Annotated in this window: 16 protein-coding genes; 14 read left to right on the forward strand and 2 right to left on the reverse strand. The window is 41.6% G+C overall.

The window, feature by feature from the left end; genetic code table 11:
* Window positions 1-48 precede the first annotated feature (48 nt).
* Window positions 49-1,629 (reverse strand): FMN-binding glutamate synthase family protein, encoded by a 1,581-nt coding sequence (locus MHB67_RS03230; RefSeq protein WP_151040302.1) that lies wholly within the window; start codon window positions 1,627-1,629, stop codon window positions 49-51.
* Between the two features lie 139 nt (window positions 1,630-1,768).
* On the opposite strand from MHB67_RS03230, the gene MHB67_RS03235 reads away from it, so the two are divergent.
* A complete protein-coding gene (locus tag MHB67_RS03235) occupies window positions 1,769-1,999 on the forward strand; it encodes a hypothetical protein (RefSeq protein WP_003214314.1) in 231 nt (76 codons plus the stop codon).
* A 23-nt stretch (window positions 2,000-2,022) separates the two neighbouring features.
* Here MHB67_RS03235 and MHB67_RS03240 read toward each other — a convergent pair whose 3' ends face one another.
* Window positions 2,023-2,388: a DUF2283 domain-containing protein gene (locus MHB67_RS03240; protein ID WP_024424526.1), complete on the reverse strand. Its 366-nt coding sequence runs from the start codon at window positions 2,386-2,388 to the stop codon at window positions 2,023-2,025.
* Window positions 2,389-2,661: 273 nt separating this feature from the next.
* Here MHB67_RS03240 and MHB67_RS03245 point away from each other — a divergent pair, with 273 nt between their 5' ends.
* From MHB67_RS03245 to MHB67_RS03305, 13 genes are all read left to right on the forward strand, one after another.
* Window positions 2,662-3,354 carry a heptaprenylglyceryl phosphate synthase gene (locus tag MHB67_RS03245; RefSeq protein ID WP_151040298.1) on the forward strand — a complete coding sequence of 231 codons (693 nt, stop codon included), beginning with the start codon at window positions 2,662-2,664 and terminating at the stop codon, window positions 3,352-3,354.
* Between the two features lie 57 nt (window positions 3,355-3,411).
* Window positions 3,412-5,634, forward strand: a complete 2,223-nt coding sequence (pcrA, locus tag MHB67_RS03250) for a DNA helicase PcrA (RefSeq protein ID WP_342492783.1) — start codon at window positions 3,412-3,414, stop codon at window positions 5,632-5,634.
* A gap of 40 nt (window positions 5,635-5,674) precedes the next feature.
* Window positions 5,675-7,681 (forward strand): NAD-dependent DNA ligase LigA, encoded by a 2,007-nt coding sequence (gene ligA / locus MHB67_RS03255; RefSeq protein WP_149125921.1) that lies wholly within the window; start codon window positions 5,675-5,677, stop codon window positions 7,679-7,681.
* A gap of 42 nt (window positions 7,682-7,723) precedes the next feature.
* Window positions 7,724-8,893, forward strand: a complete 1,170-nt coding sequence (locus MHB67_RS03260) for a CamS family sex pheromone protein (RefSeq protein WP_234107902.1) — start codon at window positions 7,724-7,726, stop codon at window positions 8,891-8,893.
* 133 nt (window positions 8,894-9,026) lie between these two features.
* A complete protein-coding gene (locus MHB67_RS03265; protein WP_024424533.1) occupies window positions 9,027-10,226 on the forward strand; it encodes an MFS transporter in 1,200 nt (399 codons plus the stop codon).
* 91 nt (window positions 10,227-10,317) lie between these two features.
* Entirely contained in the window at window positions 10,318-14,787 is a 4,470-nt protein-coding gene (locus MHB67_RS03270; RefSeq protein ID WP_122631731.1) for a non-ribosomal peptide synthetase, read from the forward strand.
* Complete coding sequence (locus tag MHB67_RS03275) at window positions 14,784-16,325, forward strand: serine hydrolase domain-containing protein (protein WP_122631732.1); 1,542 nt, start codon at window positions 14,784-14,786, stop codon at window positions 16,323-16,325. Before MHB67_RS03270 ends, MHB67_RS03275 begins: the two co-directional genes overlap by 4 nt.
* Window positions 16,288-17,268, forward strand: a complete 981-nt coding sequence (locus tag MHB67_RS03280) for a C39 family peptidase (RefSeq protein WP_122631733.1) — start codon at window positions 16,288-16,290, stop codon at window positions 17,266-17,268. Before MHB67_RS03275 ends, MHB67_RS03280 begins: the two co-directional genes overlap by 38 nt.
* A complete protein-coding gene (locus MHB67_RS03285) occupies window positions 17,265-17,975 on the forward strand; it encodes an alpha/beta fold hydrolase (protein ID WP_122631777.1) in 711 nt (236 codons plus the stop codon). Before MHB67_RS03280 ends, MHB67_RS03285 begins: the two co-directional genes overlap by 4 nt.
* The gene (locus MHB67_RS03290; RefSeq protein WP_103132281.1) at window positions 17,972-18,829 is read left to right on the forward strand and encodes a 3-hydroxyacyl-CoA dehydrogenase family protein; all 858 of its coding nucleotides are present in this window, start codon (window positions 17,972-17,974) and stop codon (window positions 18,827-18,829) included. Before MHB67_RS03285 ends, MHB67_RS03290 begins: the two co-directional genes overlap by 4 nt.
* A gap of 14 nt (window positions 18,830-18,843) precedes the next feature.
* On the forward strand, window positions 18,844-19,896 hold the full coding sequence (locus MHB67_RS03295) for an HAD-IIIC family phosphatase (protein WP_025092642.1): 1,053 nt from the start codon (window positions 18,844-18,846) through the stop codon (window positions 19,894-19,896).
* 27 nt (window positions 19,897-19,923) lie between these two features.
* Window positions 19,924-20,193 (forward strand): phosphopantetheine-binding protein, encoded by a 270-nt coding sequence (locus tag MHB67_RS03300; RefSeq protein WP_024424539.1) that lies wholly within the window; start codon window positions 19,924-19,926, stop codon window positions 20,191-20,193.
* The gene (locus MHB67_RS03305; RefSeq protein WP_034623054.1) at window positions 20,180-21,322 is read left to right on the forward strand and encodes an acyl-CoA dehydrogenase family protein; all 1,143 of its coding nucleotides are present in this window, start codon (window positions 20,180-20,182) and stop codon (window positions 21,320-21,322) included. Before MHB67_RS03300 ends, MHB67_RS03305 begins: the two co-directional genes overlap by 14 nt.
* Window positions 21,323-21,328 lie beyond the last annotated feature (6 nt).

The raw sequence follows: 21,328 nt of genomic DNA on the forward strand, positions 1-21,328 counted from the left end.
TATACGAAAATGTCAATAAAAAAAGGTGCGTTTCCGCACCTTTTCGAGCTAGACAGATGGCTGTGTGCCTGAGAACATCGGCACTTCGCTTGTCTGGCCATTCTCTTGTCTAAAAATAATATGTTTTTCATTAAAATGAATAGGCGATTCTATTCCCGCAGCTGCGGATAAGTTAAACAAACCTTCTCTAAGAGACAGGATATAATTGCACACTCGGTATTTTTTTTCTTCAATTGATAAACCCTTTTGCAGCTTTGGATCAGTCGTGGCGACCCCGACTGGGCATTTATTCGTGTGGCAGACTTGGGCGCGAATGCATCCGACTGAAAACATGAGACCTCTGGCAATATTCACAAAGTCAGCTCCCATTGAAAGGGCAATCGCAATTTTATCAGGCGAGAGAAGCTTGCCAGAAGCAAAGAGCTTCACTTGATCTCTGACCCCGTATTCTTTCAATATTTGATGAACCATTGGGAGTGCCGTGAAAATCGGAAGCCCTGCGGAATCTGCCAATTCATGAAAGGACGCCCCTGTACCGCCTTCTCCGCCATCCACTGTAATGAAATCAGGGTGTTTTCCGCTTTTTTTCATATAGCTGGCAAGCTCTTCAATATTTTCTTTATGTCCGACAACAAGTTTGATTCCAACTGGCTTTCCGCCTATGCTCCGAAGTTGTTCAATGAAATCAAACATGTCAGGAATGGAGTGGAACATCTCAAAGCGGTTTGGGCTGTCAATGGATTGGTGAGGCGGTAATTTACGGATATTCGCTATTTCTTCCGTTACCTTTTCGCCGTCAATATGACCGCCGCGTGTTTTTGCTCCTTGTGCCAGCTTGAGTTCAAAGGCTTTGACTTCCTCGTGTTCGCTTTTTTTCTTGAATTCTTCAAAGGAAAATGCGCCATCCTCTGTTCTGACGCCAAATAAACCGGGCCCAATCTGGCAAATGATATCTGCGCCGCCTTTGAGGTGATAAGGAGAAAGCCCGCCTTCACCTGTGTTCATCCACGTCCCGCCGGCCATTTTTAATCCTGAGGATAGAGCTGTAATCGCCCTGTCGCCTAAGGAGCCGTAGCTCATGGCAGATTGACCGATCAGTCCTTTCACATGGAAAGGCTTTTGACATGTGTGTTCGCCAATGACTTGTACATCCTCTTGATGGAGAAAGAAAGGATTTGCTTCGACTTCTTTGAAATGTTCACTTCTTCGCAGTAAATTGTCTTGATCAATCTGATACACTTTTGTTTTGATTTTTTCAGATTGATCGATTCGTAGTTCATCTCGCTGCTTTGGAAACAGAACGTTTCGAATGTAATAGCCTGGCTTGTCAAAATCACGTTTTGATCCAAAGCCCATCGTCCGGCTTTTGTACTTCCCTGACATGACTGCCTGCTCGTATTCTCTTCTTGAGAAGGGCAGCTCCTCTCGGTCATTCAGAAACAGATATTGGCGAAGCTCAGGTCCTATTTTTTCAAAAATAAACCGCAGCTTTCCAATGACCGGATAATTTCGCAGAACTGAATGTTCCTCTTGTTTTTCATCCCTCATCCAAATCCAGATCAATAGAATGATTGGGATGATCAAACAAATGACTAGCAATGCGCCGATGACAATTAAAGTTGTTGTCATGAAGATCCCCTCTTTTCTCTTTCATTGCTGTTGTTATTCCACTTTTTAATGAAAGAGAAACCACACCAGCATATTGTGACGTTTAGAAATGAAAAGGCGGGGTAACTTACAAATAAGATCATAAGGGGAGGGAACATACATGAATAAGCGTCCAAATGCGTATGTACTTGCAGGATTAGGGGTTGGAGGAGCTGTGTTATTAGCGGTAAAAAATAAACAGCATCTGAAAAAATGGGCAAGCATGTTCCGGTCAGATGAAAAGATTCCTGAAAAAGCCGGCCACCCAGATCCATTAGATATCCAAGACAACAAGATGGTCGACGAAGGGGCCATGACATCCGTTCATTATTTTAATGAAGTGAGACAATAGTTTGAAAAAACCGTTTTGAAAGATCAAAACGGTTTTTTTCTTGTGATGTTATAGCGAAGAGGATCGACAATAGTAAAACCGATCAGCCCATTGTGATCAGGTGTTGAGAATTGGAATTCAACGCCTGACAGTTGATAGGTTGAGAGAATTTCCTGATCCGTCAAACGTAAAGAAAGCTCATCCTCATATACCGGTACGTTCCGCAGGACCTTGGATTCTTCTGCAAATAACTCCAAGCCAGCCACTCGGCCCTCTTTGTCGATATCTACATTGACACATTCATTGACATCTAATTCAATGGTTTCTTTGATTTTCATATGCTCCGCTTGCGGGGTGATATAGATGTATCCGATGTCTATATTTTGTTCATATGTGATCGTTCTTTTCAATGGGGTCACCTCTGTTCAATAGATGGTTTTTAAATCTATGGTAAAATATCCCTTTATTGTATAATGGCATGTGACAAAGTGCCAAAATATCAACCTCTTTCAGCTCCTCTTCTAGTGGATTTTTTATCTATTCTCCAGCAATTTTATGTAAAGTCACGATCACCCATTTTCAAAAGAATGAAACTTTTAGCTAAAGGAGGTTACCCATTTTTTGCAGACACTGATTTTGTTATAATATTTAAATGGAATGAAACGAATGGAGGAACGTTTTTCATGTATGATGTTACCGAGTGGAAGCATGTCTTTAAACTCGATCCAAATAAAGAAATTTCTGATGAACAGCTAGAAGCGATTTGCGAATCTGGGACGGATGCCATATTGATTGGCGGAAGTGATCATGTGACAGAGGACAACGTGCTTCAATTGATGTCAAAAGTCCGCCGGTTTCTAGTGCCATGTGTGCTCGAAATCTCCACACATGAGATGATTGTGCCTGGCTTTGATCTGTATTTCATCCCGACCGTTTTAAACAGCTCTCACCCTGACTGGATTGTTGGGCTCCATAAGGACGCGATGAAGGAATTCGGTGATTTGATGTCAATGGAAGAGATTGTGCCTGAAGGTTATGTCATCTTAAATGAAGAGTGTAAAGCGGCCAAGCTCACAGAGGCAAATACAGCGCTGGATATCGATGACGTCAGGGCATATGCGAGAGTGGCAGAGCATTTGATGAAGCTGCCCATTTTTTATCTGGAATACAGCGGAACGCTTGGAGACATAGAGCTTGTCAAAGAAACAAAAGCAGTGCTTGATGAAACAGTTCTTTTTTATGGCGGCGGCATCGAGAACGCTAAGCAGGCAAAAGACTTCTCCCAGCATGCAGACGTCGTGGTTGTAGGAAATGTCATTTATGACAATTTCAAAGAAGCATTAAAAACAGTGGATGCAGTCAAAAAGTCATCATAGTCAAATAAGACGAAACGGGTTAAAATAGAACATAAGTTCGAATTGGCGGTGAATGGAATGAATGAAATATCGAATCATCTATTAGAAGGGCTGAATGACGCACAGAAAGAAGCAGTCAAAGCAACAGACGGTCCTTTATTGTTGATGGCAGGAGCAGGAAGCGGGAAGACACGGGTGCTCACACATCGAATTGCCTACTTGATGGCAGAAAAGCATGTGGCTCCGTGGAACATTTTAGCGATTACATTTACAAATAAAGCAGCACGTGAAATGCGTGAACGTGTCCAAGCTATTTTAGGGCCTGGCGCTGATGACATCTGGATCTCTACGTTCCACAGCATGTGTGTCCGCATTTTAAGACGTGATATTGACCGCATTGGTGTAAATCGCAACTTCTCTATTTTAGACACATCTGACCAGCTTTCAGTCATCAAAAACATTTTAAAAGAACGGAATATCGATCCTAAAAAGTTCGACCCGCGCAGTATTTTAGGATCAATCAGCAGTGCAAAAAACGAACTCATTGACGCAGAGGAATACGCCAAAACAGCTGGTGATTTCTATGATCAAGTGGTCAGCGATGTCTATACAGATTATCAAAAGCGTTTACTCAAAAACCAATCACTCGACTTTGATGATTTAATTATGATGACAATTCGTCTGTTTGAGCGCATTCCTGAAGTGTTAGAGCACTATCAGCGGAAATTCCAATACATTCATGTCGATGAGTATCAGGATACGAACAGAGCACAGTACATGCTTGTGAAACTGCTCGCGCAGCGCTTTCAAAATATATGTGTTGTCGGTGACTCGGATCAGTCTATTTATCGCTGGCGCGGAGCGGATATTACAAACATTCTCTCCTTTGAAAAAGATTATCCATCCAGTGAAGTGATTCTGCTTGAGCAAAATTACAGATCGACGAAACGCATTTTGCATGCCGCAAATACGGTCATTCAAAACAATGCAAACCGGAAGCCGAAAAATCTTTGGACAGAAAATGATGAAGGAGCGAAGATTGCCTATTATCGTGCAGATAATGAATTTGGTGAGGGTCAATTTGTCGCAGGAAAGATTCGTCAGCTTCATCAGAGCGGAAAGCGCAAATTATCCGATTTTGCGATCCTTTACCGGACAAATGCCCAGTCTCGTGTCATAGAGGAAACGTTAATGAAAGCCAACATTCAATACAACATTGTCGGCGGCACGAAGTTCTATGACAGAAAAGAGATCAAGGACATTTTGGCATACTTACGCCTAGTGGCAAACCCAGATGACGATATTAGTTTTGCGCGAATTGTCAACGTACCAAAGCGCGGAATCGGTGCGACATCTGTTGATAAAATTGCAGCATATGCGGAGATGAATGACCTGTCTATGTTTGAAGCACTTGGTCAGGTGGATTTCATTGGACTGAGTGCAAGGGCAGCCAATGCGCTTGATGAGTTCAAACAGCTCATTGATCAAATGACGAACATGCAGGACTATTTATCTGTCACTGAATTAACAGAAGAAATTCTAGAGAAAACAGGCTATCGTGAAGCGCTGAAGCTCGAAAAAACGATTGAAGCACAAAGCCGCTTAGAAAATATTGACGAGTTTCTATCCGTCACTAAGAATTTTGAAGAACAAAATGAGGACAAGTCACTTGTGACCTTCCTAACAGATCTCGCCCTCGTCGCAGACATTGATAAACTGGATGAGAATGAAGAAGAAGATCAGGATGCCGTCATCTTAATGACACTTCACGCCGCAAAAGGTCTAGAATTCCCTGTTGTTTTCTTAATGGGAATGGAGGAAGGTGTCTTCCCGCACAGCCGTTCATTAATGGAAGATGCAGAGATGGAAGAAGAGCGCCGCCTCGCTTATGTTGGCATCACACGGGCTGAAGAAGAGCTTTATTTATCAAGTGCGAAAATGAGAACACTTTTCGGCCGGACAAACATGAACCTTGAATCTAGATTCATTCGAGAAATACCAGCCGATTTATTGGACAACCTAAATGAGAAAAAAGAAACAAAAACACCGTTTGGCCAAACAAGAGAAAGACCGCAAAGACGGGGACCTGTCTCACGTCCGCAAACACAAACGATTCAAAACACAGGCGGCGGCAGTATTGGCTGGGCTGTGGGCGATAAAGCGGCCCATAAAAAATGGGGCGTTGGTACGGTTGTCAGTGTGAAAGGCAGAGGAGACAGCACAGAGCTTGACATTGCGTTCCCAAGCCCTACAGGCATTAAGCGTCTTCTCGCAGCATTTGCACCAATCGAGAAGCAATAAACTGATAGGACAAAACGGATGAATTGAAAGGAAGAAGCAGATGGATAAAGAAGCAGCGAAACGCCGGATCGAGGAACTGCACCAGATTTTGAATCAATACAACTACGAATATCATACACTTGATCGTCCAAGTGTTCCTGACGCTGAATATGATGCGCGGATGCGTGAGCTGATCTCTCTGGAGGAAGAACACCCTGACTTAAAAGCAGCGGATTCTCCTTCACAAAGAGTAGGCGGCGCTGTTTTAGACGCCTTCCAAAAAGTGCGTCACGGCACACCAATGCTCAGCCTTGGGAATGCGTTTAATGAACAGGACCTTCTTGATTTTGACCGCCGGGTTCGTCAAGCAGTCGGTGACGATATCGCATACAATGTCGAGCTGAAAATTGATGGACTCGCTGTTTCTCTCCGTTATGAAAATGGCGTGTTTGTCCGAGGAGCGACACGCGGAGATGGAACAACGGGGGAGGATATTACTGAAAACCTCAAAACGATTCGTTCCATCCCGCTTAAAATCAAACGCCCTCTGTCGATTGAAGTGAGAGGCGAGGCATTTATGCCAAAACCTTCTTTTGAAGCATTAAATGAAAAAAGAATACAAAACGAAGAAGAGCCGTTTGCAAACCCGCGTAATGCGGCTGCAGGTTCACTTCGTCAGCTTGATACGAAAATTGCAGCGAAACGAAACCTTGATATATTCGTCTACAGTATAGCGGAGCTTGATGAAATTGGTGTTGAAACGCAAAGCGCAGGACTTGATCTTCTCGACGAACTTGGCTTTAAAACAAACAAAGAAAGACGGATGTGCCAAACGATCGAAGAAGTCATCGACCTTATTGAAACATTAAAAGTAAAGCGTGCCGATTTTTCATATGAAATCGATGGAATTGTCATTAAAGTCAATTCACTGGCTCAGCAGGAAGAACTCGGCTTTACAGCAAAAAGCCCGCGCTGGGCGGTTGCGTACAAGTTTCCGGCTGAAGAGGTCGTAACGAAGCTGCTTGATATTGAACTAAGCGTCGGGCGAACAGGCGTGATTACACCAACAGCGATTCTTGAGCCTGTCAAAGTAGCAGGGACGACAGTGCAGCGTGCATCTCTTCATAATGAAGATTTGATCAAAGAAAAGGATATTCGCTTGTTTGATCAAGTGATTGTGAAAAAAGCCGGCGATATTATTCCTGAAGTCGCAGGTGTCCTTGTCGATCAGCGTACAGGCGAAGAAAAACCGTTTCACATGCCAACTGAATGTCCAGAGTGTCATAGTGAGCTGGTGCGAATCGAAGGCGAAGTGGCCTTGCGATGCATCAATCCAGAATGTCCTGCCCAAATACGTGAGGGACTCATTCACTTCGTTTCCCGTAATGCAATGAATATTGATGGGCTTGGCGAGCGGGTCATTACACAGCTCTTCAAGGAACAGCTAGTCTCTCGTGTGTCCGACCTTTACCGATTAACGAAAGAAGAGCTGATTCAGCTTGAACGAATGGGCGAAAAATCCGTCGACAATTTACTGCGTTCAATTGAGCAGTCGAAAGAAAACTCTCTTGAGCGTTTACTATTTGGACTCGGCATTCGATTTATTGGTTCAAAGGCGGCAAAGACCTTGGCGATGCATTTCGAAAACATCGATCAATTAAAGCAAGCAACGAAAGAACAATTACTTGAAGTCGACGAAATTGGTGAAAAAATGGCTGATGCCGTCGTCACGTACTTTGAGAAAGAAGAAATACTCGATCTGCTGAACGAACTAAAAGAACTTGGAGTCAATATGACCTATACAGGGCCAAAGCCGGTAAAAGCAGAAGAAAGTGATTCCTACTTTGCAGGAAAAACCATTGTGCTGACAGGAAAGTTAGAAGAAATGGCGCGAAACGATGCAAAAGCAGCGATCGAAGCGTTAGGCGGCAAGCTGGCAGGTAGTGTGAGTAAAAAAACAGATCTAGTCATTGCCGGAGAAGCAGCGGGGAGTAAGCTGACAAAGGCAGAAGAACTCAATATTGAAATTTGGGACGAAGCTAAAATGCTCGAGGAGCTAAAGAAATAAGAGGAGTGTTTTCTATTGAAAAAGTTGTTATTGCTGCTGACAATGCTCACACTGGTATTGTCAGCGTGTGCACCTTTTGGGGGAAAGGAAGAGGAAGAGGTCACACAAAAAACGGATGAAACGAAGGAAACAAAGGAAACAGCCATCATCCCGATGTACAATATCTCAGACTCCTATTACAAAATGGTGCTGCCGTTTAAACAAGGAGCTGCGAGAGGTTTAACAGCTGAGCGTCTCAACACACGCTTGGACATTGATGAATTTGAAACAGGGCTCATGCGCCTCGCAACAGAGTCATTTAATACAAACGACTATCTTTTCCAAGAAGGACAGCATTTAGATGAGGACACCGTTCTCAGCTGGCTGGCACGCAAAAAAACAGGCAGTGATCTAAAAAAGGCAGAAAAAGAAGATAAAGACTTTAAGAATCTAGGCTTAAATCCTGCTCTTCCAAACTCAGGTTCAACAAAGTCTAAAAATGAAAATAGTCCCATCTACTTAGCTTCGATGCTAGAGCATAATTACTTAATTAGAAAAGACAAAAACAGCTTACAGCTTGGCGGAGTTGTCATTGGTCTTGCACTGAACTCTGTTTATTATTACCGTGAAAAGATCGGTGACCCGCAGCAAGAGGTGACCATCGATTCATCGAAAAATTCAAAGAAACTTTTGGCAGAGGGTGAAAAAATCGCTGAACAAGTGATCAAGCGCATTCGTCAAATGGACGGACTGCAAAAAGTGCCTGTCATGATTGCCCTTTATAAGCAAGCGCCAAAATCATCTATCGTTCCAGGTAACTTTATCGCCAAAACGGATGTAAAAGCAGGCTCCGCTGATATCGGAAAATGGGATACGATCGAAGAGGAGAATGTATTCTTCCCTTCAGATAATGCGAAAAGCAGCTACAAAGATGATTCAGAGCGATTTGACCGCTTCAAGACAAAGGTCGAAGACTACTTCCCGAATTACACTGGTGTTGTAGGAAAAGGCTTTTACAAAAACGGCAACCTGCAAAAAATGAAAATCGAAATTCCAATGCAGTTCTATGGAAAAACGGAAGTTGTAGCCTTCACACAATATTTAACCGGTGAAGTCATGGATTACTACAAGAGTACCAATATCGAAATCAACATTACATCTTCTGATCAACAAGAAGCCTTGATTACGAAAAATGCTGAAGACAAAGAACCGACTGTTCATATATATGACTAAATAAAAACCGCCTTTTGGCGGTTTTTTAAATTAGTAAAATTGTATCAAATTATGAAAATATTGTTATAAAAAGTAGAAGTGTAGAAAATAATGTATTATTATGGGTGGTAATGAAGAGAAAATGGAGATAAATATGAAAAACAAATCATTTTACTTTTTATTAGGGGGACAATCCCTAGCTAATTTCGGGGATTCACTATATGTCCTCGTTCTGACCATCCTGACATACCAATTAACAAATTCTACACTAATTGCTTCAATGGTGGCTGTCTCCCAGTTTGTTGGACAAGCACTTGGAGCGGTACTCATTCCTTTCTTTATGTATCAATTTAAGCTGAAAAGACTCATTATCTATTTGCAAATGTGTCAAATTGCTTTCTTCGGTTGCTTGATTTTCATTTATATTTTACAACTATCAACATTTACTATTCCTCTCTTTTTTATCATTGTATTTTTCCTTTCTTTGATAGATGGGGGAACCATTCCTGTTCGAAATTCGATGATCCCGCGTTTAGTAGAAAAGAACTTTTTACTAAAAGCCAATAGCTATATCTTAACTTCTGACCAAATTGTCCTTTTACTAGGATGGCTTTTAGGAGGGCTGTTTATTGGCATTCTTGGACCGCAGTTTCTCCTCATTACGACACTCGTTTTATATAGTTTGTCGCTCATATCTATGCTCTTTATCATTGATACTGGGGCTGCAGCTAAACAAGAGCAACAGTCTGAATCATTTGGTACACGAATCTTTTCAGGCTGGAAGATCATGTATGAAAAGCCAACCATTCGAACATTAACGATTTTAGAAATGCTGTCCATGAGCGGCAGAAGTATCTGGACTGGTGCTATTATTCTTGTGTATGTCACTGAAGTCTTACACCAGCCTGAAACATGGTGGGGCTTTATTAACGCAAGCTATTTTGGCGGAACCATTCTAGGCGGTCTGCTCGTGCTGCGGTTCGCAAAGCATGTGGAACAGCGTTTGTTTGATCACATTTTTTACAGCTCGGTGATCGTAGCTCTGCTAACCCTGTGCTTAGGATTGAATCATTCAGCATGGATGAGTTTATTGTTTGTCTTTTTATTAGGGCCGGCTTTTCAGCTTCGCAGTATTTCTATTCGTACCTATGTACAAGATACACTGAGTCAAATTGAATTGCCTAAAATACTATCAGCTCAACATACACTATCGACTTTTATATATGGAATGTCCATCCTCGTTATGAGCACCATGACCGATCTCTTTGGGGCAAGAGTCGTCTTTTTTATCAACGTTGTCCTGTTTACTGTGTCGGCTTTCCTAGCGTCTAGATTAAAAAATGAACAAATTTAGACAGTTTATCTCAATTATTTACAAAAATACCATTATGTGATTTAATAAGTTCGTAGAAATGTTAACTATATGAAAAGTAGAGGTGGCGTAATTGACTAGTAGTTTAGTATATTGGCCATTAACACATCCGCAGCGGCGCGTGATGAACATGGAAACATTTTATCCAGAAACACCAATTAATCATATTGGCGGTATTATTTTCGTCAATGGGCCGTTGCAGCTCGATAAACTGAAGCAGGCCATTGCAACATGTATTATGACGACAGAATCTCTTCGTCTCAAGCTAGTAGAGAAAGATGATGAGATGCTTCAATACGTTGATCCAAACGCCGATCATCATATTCCTGCCTATGAGTTTTCCACACATAAAGACATGCTGGAATGGGCTGAAAAAGCCTTCAAAACACCATTTCAATTACTAGAAACCTCTCTCGCCGAATTTGCTGTATTAAAAATCGGTGAACAACAATCCGGTTATTTCATCAAATGCCATCATACAGTAGCAGATGGATGGTCGATGAAAGTAATCATCGATAAAATTAGCCAGCTTTACACTGCTCTTACACAAAGCTCCTCTATCGAACAAGAAGCAGACAATTATTCTGTTTTTATTGATAAAGAATCAAAATATATGAACTCCCCAAGATTTAAAAAAGATCAGCAATTTTGGAAAGAAACATTATCTGATGTGTCTGATAGTTATTTGGTACAGGGAACTGACCAAATCAAAGGCCATCGGCAGAGCCATTACCTTGATCGACAACTCTCAGAACGAATCTATGAATTTATAGATACCCATCATTGTTCAATCAACTCTTTATTTACTTTAGGACTCTTCGTTTACTTGCATAAAAGATACCAGCAAAAAGATTTTATTATTGGGACGCCAGTTCTCAATCGTTCCGGGCAAAAGGAAAAAGCCACGTCCGGTATGACCGTTAGCACAATGCCATATCGAATGAAGATGAACCCTCATTTATCTCTATTAGAAAGTTTGTCAGACGTTCAAAAAAGCTATAAGACTTACTTCCTGCATCAACGTTATCCCTATGATGCACTTGTCAAGGATTTAGAGCTTGCAAAGGCAGGATATGATCAGCTTTTTCAAATCTATATCAACTCCTACAGCACAAATATGGTGCAGGAGATGGAAGGATACAAAGTGGAATACATGGAGCTTTACAATGGATTCCAGCCATATGGCTTGCAAGTAGCTGTGAAAGAATGGGATGAAAAAGGGCAAATCGAGCTGCAATATGACTACAAAATCTCAGATTACAGCAATGAAGACATCAACTTTCTGCATGAAAGGATGCTTCTCTTTGTCGAGAACATACTTACCCAGCCCAAGCAGCTCTTAAAAGACGTACTGCTTATGACAGAGGAAGAGGAACATCGAGAGCTATATCAATGGAATGACACAGGCGTGCTATTCCCACAAAAGCAAAAAATTCATGAATTAATCACAGACATGTCAAAGACTTCTCCTGATCGAATCGCGATTCAGGACGGCTCTCATATCATGACATACGGTGAACTTGAGAGAAAGACCAACCAAATGGCGCATTTCCTGCAAGCACATGTCTTACAGAGACATGACTTTGTTGCAATATGTATGAATCATTCACCAGAACTGATTGTACTATTGCTGGGGATTTTAAAGGCTGGAGGTGCATATGTACCGATTGATCCTGAATATCCGCAGGAACGCATTCAGTTTATTTTGGATGACAGTCAGGCAAAGCTGTTTTTTACAGATCATGCATCTGCGTACCATTTTAATGGTGATACGTACAATATCTACAACGTGTGGGATCAGTTGGATTCGTATGATGCGGAACATTCATTCATTGGAGATGATGAAGACGTCGCATACATGATTTATACGTCTGGTTCTACAGGACAGCCAAAGGGAGTGATGATTGAGCATCAAAGCTTAGTGAACTATATCATGTCTGCCAAAACAAACTATACAGATTCAGAAGATGACCATTTTGCTCTGTATTCGTCCATTGCATTTGATCTAACCATTACCTCCATTTATACGCCATTGGTTATTGGCAGTACAGTAGTCATCTATCGTCAAGAGGATCAGCCAGGCTTTTTATTAGAACATATTTTGTTTGACCAAAAAGCAAAGGTGATCAAGCTGACACCAGCTCATATGGCACTGTTAACAGATGCTGCACTGTCTCAGTCAGTGGTTAAACGGATGATTGTAGGAGGAGAACAATTATCGACTTCTTTGGCTAAAAGAATTACTGAGGCAAGTGATGGAAGGATATCCATCTTTAATGAATATGGACCAACTGAAGCAACCGTTGGCTGTATGATCCATCAGTTCCATCAAGATGATGGCGGGACATCGGTGTCAATTGGAGTGCCGATGCCGAATACAGAGATTTACCTTTTAGATGAAAATCAGCAAGTGGTGCTGCCAGGGACAATAGGAGAAATATATATTTCAGGCGCGGGTGTTGGAAGAGGATACTGGCAAAGACCTGATTTGCAGAAATCACGCTTTCTGCCCAATCCATTTGTAAGTCAACGCCGCATGTACCGAACCGGTGACATTGCGAAACGTGCAAGTGATGGAAAGATTGAATACATTGGCCGGATTGACCATCAAATCAAGCTTCGGGGCTACCGGATAGAGCTGGGTGAAATCGAACTTGCGCTTATGGCAATCGATGAAGTGGATAAAGCAGCTGTCATTGATCTAACTGATGAATCTGGAGAAAAACAACTGGCTGCTTATATTGAATTGAAAGATGAAGAGCTAACCTCCTTTTTACTAAGGAAGAAATTATCAGATCAGCTGCCAGCTTATATGGTACCTGCCTATTTTGTTGTATTAAAAGAACTCCCGCTCACCCAAAATGGAAAAATCAATCGGGCAGCACTGCCTGATCCATTGTTGTCTCAAGTGGAAACAGCCGTTGAATGGTCGAAGGAAACAGCGGACATTGAAGGGATCATAGTAGACACAGCAAAAGCCATCTTAGGGCATGAAAAGGTCGAACCGGCTGATCATTTTTATCAGCTTGGCGGCGATTCCATAAAGGCGATTCAATTTATTGCGAAGTTAAAAGACAAAGGACTCTATTTAAAAACCAAAGATCTATTTACTTATCCCATTTTTAGAGAAATGGCACAAGTCGTTCAGCAGGAACCAGTCTTACATATCTCACAAGAACAGGCTGTGGGCGATGTGAAATCGATCCCAATCATCGAATGGTTTTGGTCCCAGCGGTTAAAAGATAAACATTTCTGGCATCAATCTATCATTGTTCATTCAAAGAAAAAGATGGATGAAAGAATCGTGCAGAGTGCTTTAAAAGAGCTGGTCATTCATCACGACGGATTAAGGTTAAAAGTACATGAGGCGACAAACACACTCTATTATGATGAAAACATTCAGGATATCCCGCTGACGATACACGATTTTACGGCATTGTCAGAAGAGAAGGTGGAAGAAGCGCTGCAAGAAGTAGGATGTCAGATCAAGCAAAGGACTCATCTTTATCAAGGACCATTAATTCAGGCAGCGCTTTGTCAAACTGCTTCTCAATCACATCTCATTTTTGCCGCCCATCATCTTTTAGTTGATGGTATGTCTTGGCAAATTCTTGTGGAGGATTTGATTCAATTATTTCATGCAGAGAAGGGTTCAGCAGAAGTGCTTCCGCCAAAAACTCATTCATATCAAACATTTACAGAGCGGGTTAACGAGTATGCAGTATCAGAAGATGTAAAAGAGGCGTTCAACTATTGGAAAAATGCGGTGCAGGGTATTCAGCCTCTGTATCAAGTTTCATCTAATGAGGGATATGTCAAAGACGAAGTCAAATTAACGAAGGCTTTATCAGTGGAACTGACGGATCAATTGACCAATCAAGCGAATAAAGCGTACCAAACGCAGCCTCACGAACTGTTAATTTCAGCCTTAACGCAAGCCTGTTATCAGCAAACGAATCAAAAACGGATTTCTCTGGAATTAGAAGGTCATGGCAGAGATGCTGTGGAGGAAAATATTGATGTATCTAGAACGTGCGGCTGGTTCACCACCATGTATCCTGTGAATGTTCATGTTTCTGAATCTCTCTCAGATCACATACGGGCTGTCAAAGAAACGATACGTGAGGTGCCGAATAAAGGTGCAGAATATGGGCTGTTGTCACTCATCAATAGGCAGCTTCCTGATCATTCAGCGCCGCAATTACGGTTTAATTATTTAGGTGAAATCGATCAGGTGCTTAAACAATCATCTGATTATGAGATGTCTTACTTTACATCGGGGATAGATTCGTCATTGGATAACCCGTTAACAACCGTCATCGATATGGTCGCTACCATCAAGGGCGGTCAGCTGATTTTCCATCTTTCTTTCAGCGAAAAACAGCTGTGTGAAACAGATATGATGCAGCTATTGCAAGAGATAGAACAGCAAATTGAGCGTATGGTACAGCATTGCTTAGAACAAGAAGGGATCGAATTTACACCGTCTGATTTTGAAACAGTTGATATGTCTCTTGAAGAAATGGATTCATTATTTACATGAGGAAAAATCAGCATGTTATCTACATTTCATTTTTGTTAGCTGTCTTATGGATAAGCGGCTTTGCCGGGGGGGCACATGCAAAAGCAGTGATTTCATCTAAAGCCATTGATCAAGTGATAGAGGAACAGATGGAGCTTGGGCGCATTCCCGGCATGTCCGTTGTGGTTGTGAAAAAAGACGAAGTGGTGTACCAAAAAGGGTTTGGCTATGCGGATCGAAAGAAAATGAAGAAAGTGACAGCCAGTACTTTCTTTGAAATTGGTTCTACATCAAAGGCGTTTACCGCTCTTGCTATTGTGGAGTTAGAAAAGCAAGGGAAACTTCATTTGAAAGAACCGGTGAGCAGCTATATTCCAGGCTTTTTTCCAACATACCATGGAAAGCCTCAGCGTTTGACGGTGGAGCAATTAATGCATCACACAAGCGGCATCCCCTTTCAATCCATTGCGCTTATCCAGCCAGATCATGCAAAAGATGCGCTAAAGAAAACAGTCCATCAACTGAAATCAATTGAGCTCCATCACAAGCCTGGCAGCTCCTTTGAATATGCCACCATCAACTATGATGTTCTTGGTCTCATCATTGAAAATGTGACAGGAACGTCATATGAGGCATATATGAAAGGACTGTTTAAAACGCATCATCTTAACCAAACAGAAGCTGGGCTAAAACGCATGAAATCTGGTGTTGTTTCAGAAGGATTTAAACTGCATTTCCTTGCTCCACATGCTTATGAAGCACCAGAATATCGAGGCAACACCCCTGCAGGCTATATTGTGATGAATAATCAGGATGTGGGGACTTGGCTGCAATATCAATTGACCGATTCAACTTGGTCTCGTTTTGTAAAAAATCCTGATCAGTTAACTGTGAAAGTCCCAGAAGAAGGGGAGCATGTCTATTACAATGCCGGCTGGTATATAGAAAAAATGCATGGGCAGGTGGAATCATTATTTCATGCTGGATCTAATCCGAATTATTCGTCATTTTTTCTGATCCAGCCAAAAGAAGACGTTGCTATCGGAGTGTTAGCCAACATGAATAGCAGCTACACAGAGAAAACGGCACGTCTTATTGCCAAAACGATGACGGGTACAAATGAAGAAGCAGAGTCATCCATGGATCCATTTCAGCTCATTGATCAATTGAGTGTGGCAGCCACATGTCTTTTTATTTTGCTGCAAATAGTGTCAGTCGTTCGTTTTATCAAATGGAGGAAACGTGTAAGAAATGGCGTTCTGGTTCGCAGGCACATTTCACTTGGCGTATGGCTGAAAAGTATCGGCTGGGTACTGCTCCTAATTGGGATATTGCTTCTGCCAATGATTCTTTCACAACTAGCCTTTAAGGGACTGCCTTGGAAAATGACTTTTGTATGGGGACCTTTCTCTCTCATTGAATTAGCGATTTCTTATTATTTGTTTTTCATTTGGTTTTGTACGATTGGTTTCATCAAAGGATTTATGGTGACATCTACTGCTGGAAAGAGAGGACAAGAAGATGACCGTCAAACAGATTTCAGGCATTCATCCTTATAATGATTTGTTTTATCGCAGCTGTTTCTTCAATTGCTTTTTTCCAATTGTGATGCTGCATGGTCAAGAAGTCGCTCCATATTTATTAAATGATCAATTTGCATATCGACTTACAGAAGACGGTTTGCTGCAGATTGACTGGATGTCGGCACACGATCCAGAAAAGATTATGAATTTACAGGGCATTCAAGTTGAAAAAATGACGCATTGTACCCATCTCATTGAAAAGGTCAAACAAGATGTGAGGCGTGACCGCCCGGTGATTGTATGGGTAGACCCTTACGTTCAGCGAGGTAGAAAAGAGTATTTGACAACACATAGCCGTCATTCGATTTTAATCACGGGTTTTCATGAAAATCAGCAAACCTTTCAGGTATTAGAGAATCGTCATTTAGATAATTTGTCGTATGAGCATCAAGTGCTGTCATATGGAGATGTGCAGAAAGGGTATGATACCTTTCATGATCATTTTCAGCCGAATGATCAATTCCATTCCTATGCGGCCTTCCACTTTGATCCGGTCAAGGTCTCGACTGAATTATTTGATCAAAAAACGGCTTATTTCCTGAGAAATATGCATGGTCAGATTGACGCAATTGAAAAAGGAATTACAGCTCTTGAAACATTTTATGAACAGTTTCCTCAATGGGATGATATCGAGAAGCTCGTAGCATCTTTCAATCAGATCATCAATACGAAGAAAGTAGAGATGTATCGACTGAGACTCATAAAAGGCGATCTACCTGAGCTGTTTCAATGGATGGAAAGTATTTTAGCAGAATGGGAGAAAGCGAGGCATCAGGCAGCAAAACTCTTTTTTTCAGGGGAAATGTCTAGTCGGTACCAAGCCAACATGAAAATTTCCTTACAACAAATCATCCAAGATGAAAAAAAATGGCTGGAAATGTTGAAAATCAAATGCAAAAGGGAGTGTGGCGTGTCGTGAAGTTATTTTGCTTACCGTACGCAGGTGGAGCAAGTACCGTATTCAGTAAGTGGAAATCGTATATAGACCGGTCTATAGAAATTTATGCCCTTGAACTCCCTGGGCACGGGACAAGAATGACAGAGCCTGTGCTGACAAATTTACAGCAAGTCGCAGATGATCTTTATCTACAGGCGTCCTCTTCCTTAAAAGAAGGAGAACCCTATGCCATTTTCGGTCATAGCATGGGAGCTGTACTTGCATACGAATTACAAAAAAGAATGAAAACAAGATTAAACAAAGAGCCTGTCCATGTTTTTTATTCTGGACGCTTTCCACCACATATTCCAGAGAAGAAAGTCTATCATCAGCTGTCAGATGCCAAATTAAAAGAGGCGATCATTGCGATGGGGGGCGTTCCTGAGGAACTTGCCGATAACCATGCAGTGCTTGATTTCTTTCTGCCGATTTTAAGAGCAGATTTTCAGCTTTTGGAGACTTATCAGTGTGATGAAGTCGTTCCAGCTGCATGCCCAATTTCTATTTTTTATGGTACTCGTGATCTGCCTTCTGTGCTGTTTGATTTAGACGATTGGGATCAATATACAAGCAAAGATTGTGCGTTTTTTGAATTCGATGGAGATCACTTTTTTATTCATTCATTAACAAATGAAGTCGTAGAAAAAATCAATGTCATTTTAAAGCGAATTGGAGTGTTGGAGAAATGAACACGAAGCACGTAGGCGTGATTGGGGCAGGTGTGATGGGGGCTGATATGGCATTAGACCTTTCAGCAAATGGCTATCAAGTCACATTGGTTGATGTCACAGAAGAAAAACTAAACGAAGCACTAGAAAAGATCAAGAAAACCTATCAATTGGTGCAATTTGTGAGAAAAAAGAAAATCTCATTGTCCTTAGAAGACGTATTGTCTCAAATTCAGCTATCGACTTCATTTGAAGGCTTACATGACGCACATATCGTCATTGAAAATGTGACGGAAGATTGGGAGATAAAAAAACCCATTTATGAAGAGCTGCGAGATATTTGTTCGAAAGAAACCATCTATTTTGTAAACACGAGCTGTATTTCCATTACAAAGGTAGGATCCCTTATGCATCATCCTGAAAAAGTTATTGGTGCACATTTTATGAACCCTGTTCCTCTTAAAGCGTTAGTTGAGGTGATTAGAGGAAAAGCAACTTCTGATGAAACAGTTGAAACGGCAAAAGGTTTCTTGAAATCCTTTGATAAAACACCTGTTGTGGTGCATGATTTTCCAGGGTTTGTTTCCAACCGTGTGCTCATGCTGACAATCAATGAAGCGATTTGGGCGGTGCAAGATCAAGTCGCGACACCAGCTGATGTCGATAAAATTTTCCGCGGGGGCTTCGGCCATAAAATGGGGCCGCTTGCGACAGGAGACTTAATTGGGCTTGATACGATTTTGAATTCATTGCTTGTTTTATACGAGAGCTACAAAGATCCGAAGTTCCGCCCATGTCCTCTGCTTGTCAAAATGGTCGATGCTGGTGAGTATGGCAAAAAATCAGGTAAAGGCTTTTTCCAATATGACATGTGAGAGGAGAAAAACAAATGGCTAAACAAATCAAGTGTGTTGTCTGGGATTTAGATCATACATTATGGGATGGAATTTTACTTGAATCAGATGAAGTGACGTTAAAGCCATCGATGAAGGAAGTGCTAACAGAGCTAGATGAGCGCGGTATCCTTTTATCCATTGCAAGCCGGAATGATGAAGCTGCTGTGAGGGAAAAGCTCTCCGCCTTTGGGATCGAACATTTCTTTCTCTATCCAGAGATTCATTGGAATGCCAAATCTAGTTCATTAGAGAGAATCAGCGAGCGCTTAAATATTCATAAAGATACCATTCTCTTTATCGATGATCAGCCATTTGAACGAGAAGAAGTGAAGGCAGTTCATCCAGAGATTACTTGCTGGGATGCGGTCGATTATATGACATTGCTCACAGATGATCGACTGCGACCAGCTTTTATCACAGAGGATGCAAAACGGCGCAGAGAAATGTACATGGAAGCAGATCAAAGGCAGCAGGAAGAAGAGAAATATGAAGGGCCGCCTGAAAAATTTTTGGCCTCTTTAAATATGAAATTCGTTATATCAGAAGCAGGAGAACAAGATCTCCAGCGAGCCGAAGAACTTACCGTTCGAACCAATCAATTAAATGCAAGCGGGAAAACCTACGATTATGCAGAGCTTGATTATTTCCGTCAATCAGACAATCACTTGCTTCTCGTCTGTGAACTTGAAGATAAATTCGGTTCATATGGAAAAATAGGACTCTCTTTAATAGAAGAAACAGGTGATACATGGCATGTCAAACTACTGCTTATGTCTTGCCGTGTTATGTCACGTGGAGTCGGGACCATTTTACTGACAACGATTTTGCAAGAGGCGAAAAAGAGAGGAAAACGGCTTGTAGCTGATTTTAAACAAACCGATCGAAACCGCATGATGTATATCACTTATAAGTTTGCGAATTTCAAAGAAATCGAGAATGGGGAAGATGGCTATATTTTGTTCGAAAACGATTTAAGCATGATTCAGCCTTTCCCAGAATACGTAGATGTCAACATTGAGATAAAGCAGAAGGACCCTGCCAAATAAAAAAGCGAAAAGCGAGGAGATTGAATGATGAACCTACACGAACAAGTAAGAGCATATATCGAGCAAAACCTAGTGGTATTTGATGAGGAAATGGAGCTTGGAAATGATGATCATATTTTTGAACAAGGCTTTGTCAATTCACTATTTGCGATGAAACTAGTGAACTATATTGAACATGACTTTCACTTCCAATTAGACAATGAAGACCTCGACATTGCTAATTTTAGTACGGTCAACCGTATTGTCGCCTTAATTGAGAAAAAACAACAGGGGGCGGCTCTTCATGAAAACAGCTGAACAAACAATCGATGCTATTGAAGAAATACGACAATTTTGCAATGAACATATCCGTCCATTTGCCAATGAATTCGATGAGACAGAACATTTGCCGGAGTCGCTGATTCGAGATATGGCGAAAAGAGGCTATTTGGCGGCAGGTATCCCATCCGCCTATCAAGGATTGGGGCTTGATCCGATTGCATATGGACAGTTCACGGAACAAGTGGGGAAAGCTTGCTGTAACGTACGGACATTATTAACAGTGAATTCACTCGTAGGGGAAGCCATCCTTCGTTATGGAACAGAAGACCAAAAACAAGGCTGGCTCGTTGAATTAGCTAAAGGGGAAAAAATCGGTGCCTTTGCTTTGTCAGAGCCGAATATTGGCTCAGATGCCAATCATGTTGAAACTAGCTATCAAAAAAAAGGACAGTCCTATGTATTAAATGGGAAGAAAAAGTGGATTTCCTTCGGAGCGATTGCAGATTTCTTTATTGTGATTGCACGAGACGGCGAACAAGTCACGGCATTCCTTGTCGATCGAGATCAGACGGGTGTAGAGATTGAGAGAATTACTGGAATGATGGCAAATCGAGCGTCTTATTTAGCAGAAATCACTCTTGATCATGTGCAGGTACACGAAGACTGTGTCTTAGGGCCAGTTGGGGGCGGTTTTAACCACGTAGTGTCTCTAGCTTTAGACCATGGACGATACAGTGTTGCCTGGGCAGGGCTTGCCATTGCACAAGAAGCCGTTGATTCTCTCGTTACGTATTCACGTAAAAGAACTCAGTTTAATGAAAAACTGTACAAGCATCAAATGATCAAAGGAATGATCGGAGATGCAGTCACTCAGCTCCATGCAGCGAGAGCTTTATGCCTAAAGGCTGGAGAAATGCGAGAAGCGAATCATCCTGATGCGATCACAGAAACATCCATTGCAAAATATTTTACCTCCAAAATTGCTGTCGACATTACAAATACAAATGTCCAAATCCATGGTGGGAGTGGATTTAGCCGGGAAAACTCAGCTTCAAGATTATATCGTGAAGCGAAGGTACTTGAAATTATTGAAGGGACTTCGCAAATTCAGCAGCAGGTCATTGCTAACTATGGTTTACGCCATTATTTCGTGAAACATTCTTAGAGAGAA

This window comes from Bacillus sp. FSL H8-0516, assembly GCF_038635285.1.
Lineage (GTDB): Bacteria > Bacillota > Bacilli > Bacillales > Bacillaceae > Bacillus > Bacillus safensis.

What these genes read in the sequence shown, in the direction of transcription:
- MHB67_RS03230 (WP_151040302.1), bottom strand. Translation starts at nt 1,629, where the DNA reads ATGACAACAACTTTAATTGTCATCGGCGCATTGCTAGTCATTTGTTTG.
- MHB67_RS03235 (WP_003214314.1), top strand. Translation starts at nt 1,769, where the DNA reads ATGAATAAGCGTCCAAATGCGTATGTACTTGCAGGATTAGGGGTTGGA.
- MHB67_RS03245 (WP_151040298.1), top strand. Translation starts at nt 2,662, where the DNA reads ATGTATGATGTTACCGAGTGGAAGCATGTCTTTAAACTCGATCCAAAT.
- pcrA (WP_342492783.1), top strand. Translation starts at nt 3,412, where the DNA reads ATGAATGAAATATCGAATCATCTATTAGAAGGGCTGAATGACGCACAG.
- ligA (WP_149125921.1), top strand. Translation starts at nt 5,675, where the DNA reads ATGGATAAAGAAGCAGCGAAACGCCGGATCGAGGAACTGCACCAGATT.
- MHB67_RS03260 (WP_234107902.1), top strand. Translation starts at nt 7,724, where the DNA reads ATGCTCACACTGGTATTGTCAGCGTGTGCACCTTTTGGGGGAAAGGAA.
- MHB67_RS03265 (WP_024424533.1), top strand. Translation starts at nt 9,027, where the DNA reads ATGAAAAACAAATCATTTTACTTTTTATTAGGGGGACAATCCCTAGCT.
- MHB67_RS03275 (WP_122631732.1), top strand. Translation starts at nt 14,784, where the DNA reads ATGAGGAAAAATCAGCATGTTATCTACATTTCATTTTTGTTAGCTGTC.
- MHB67_RS03280 (WP_122631733.1), top strand. Translation starts at nt 16,288, where the DNA reads ATGACCGTCAAACAGATTTCAGGCATTCATCCTTATAATGATTTGTTT.
- MHB67_RS03290 (WP_103132281.1), top strand. Translation starts at nt 17,972, where the DNA reads ATGAACACGAAGCACGTAGGCGTGATTGGGGCAGGTGTGATGGGGGCT.
- MHB67_RS03295 (WP_025092642.1), top strand. Translation starts at nt 18,844, where the DNA reads ATGGCTAAACAAATCAAGTGTGTTGTCTGGGATTTAGATCATACATTA.
- MHB67_RS03300 (WP_024424539.1), top strand. Translation starts at nt 19,924, where the DNA reads ATGAACCTACACGAACAAGTAAGAGCATATATCGAGCAAAACCTAGTG.
- MHB67_RS03305 (WP_034623054.1), top strand. Translation starts at nt 20,180, where the DNA reads ATGAAAACAGCTGAACAAACAATCGATGCTATTGAAGAAATACGACAA.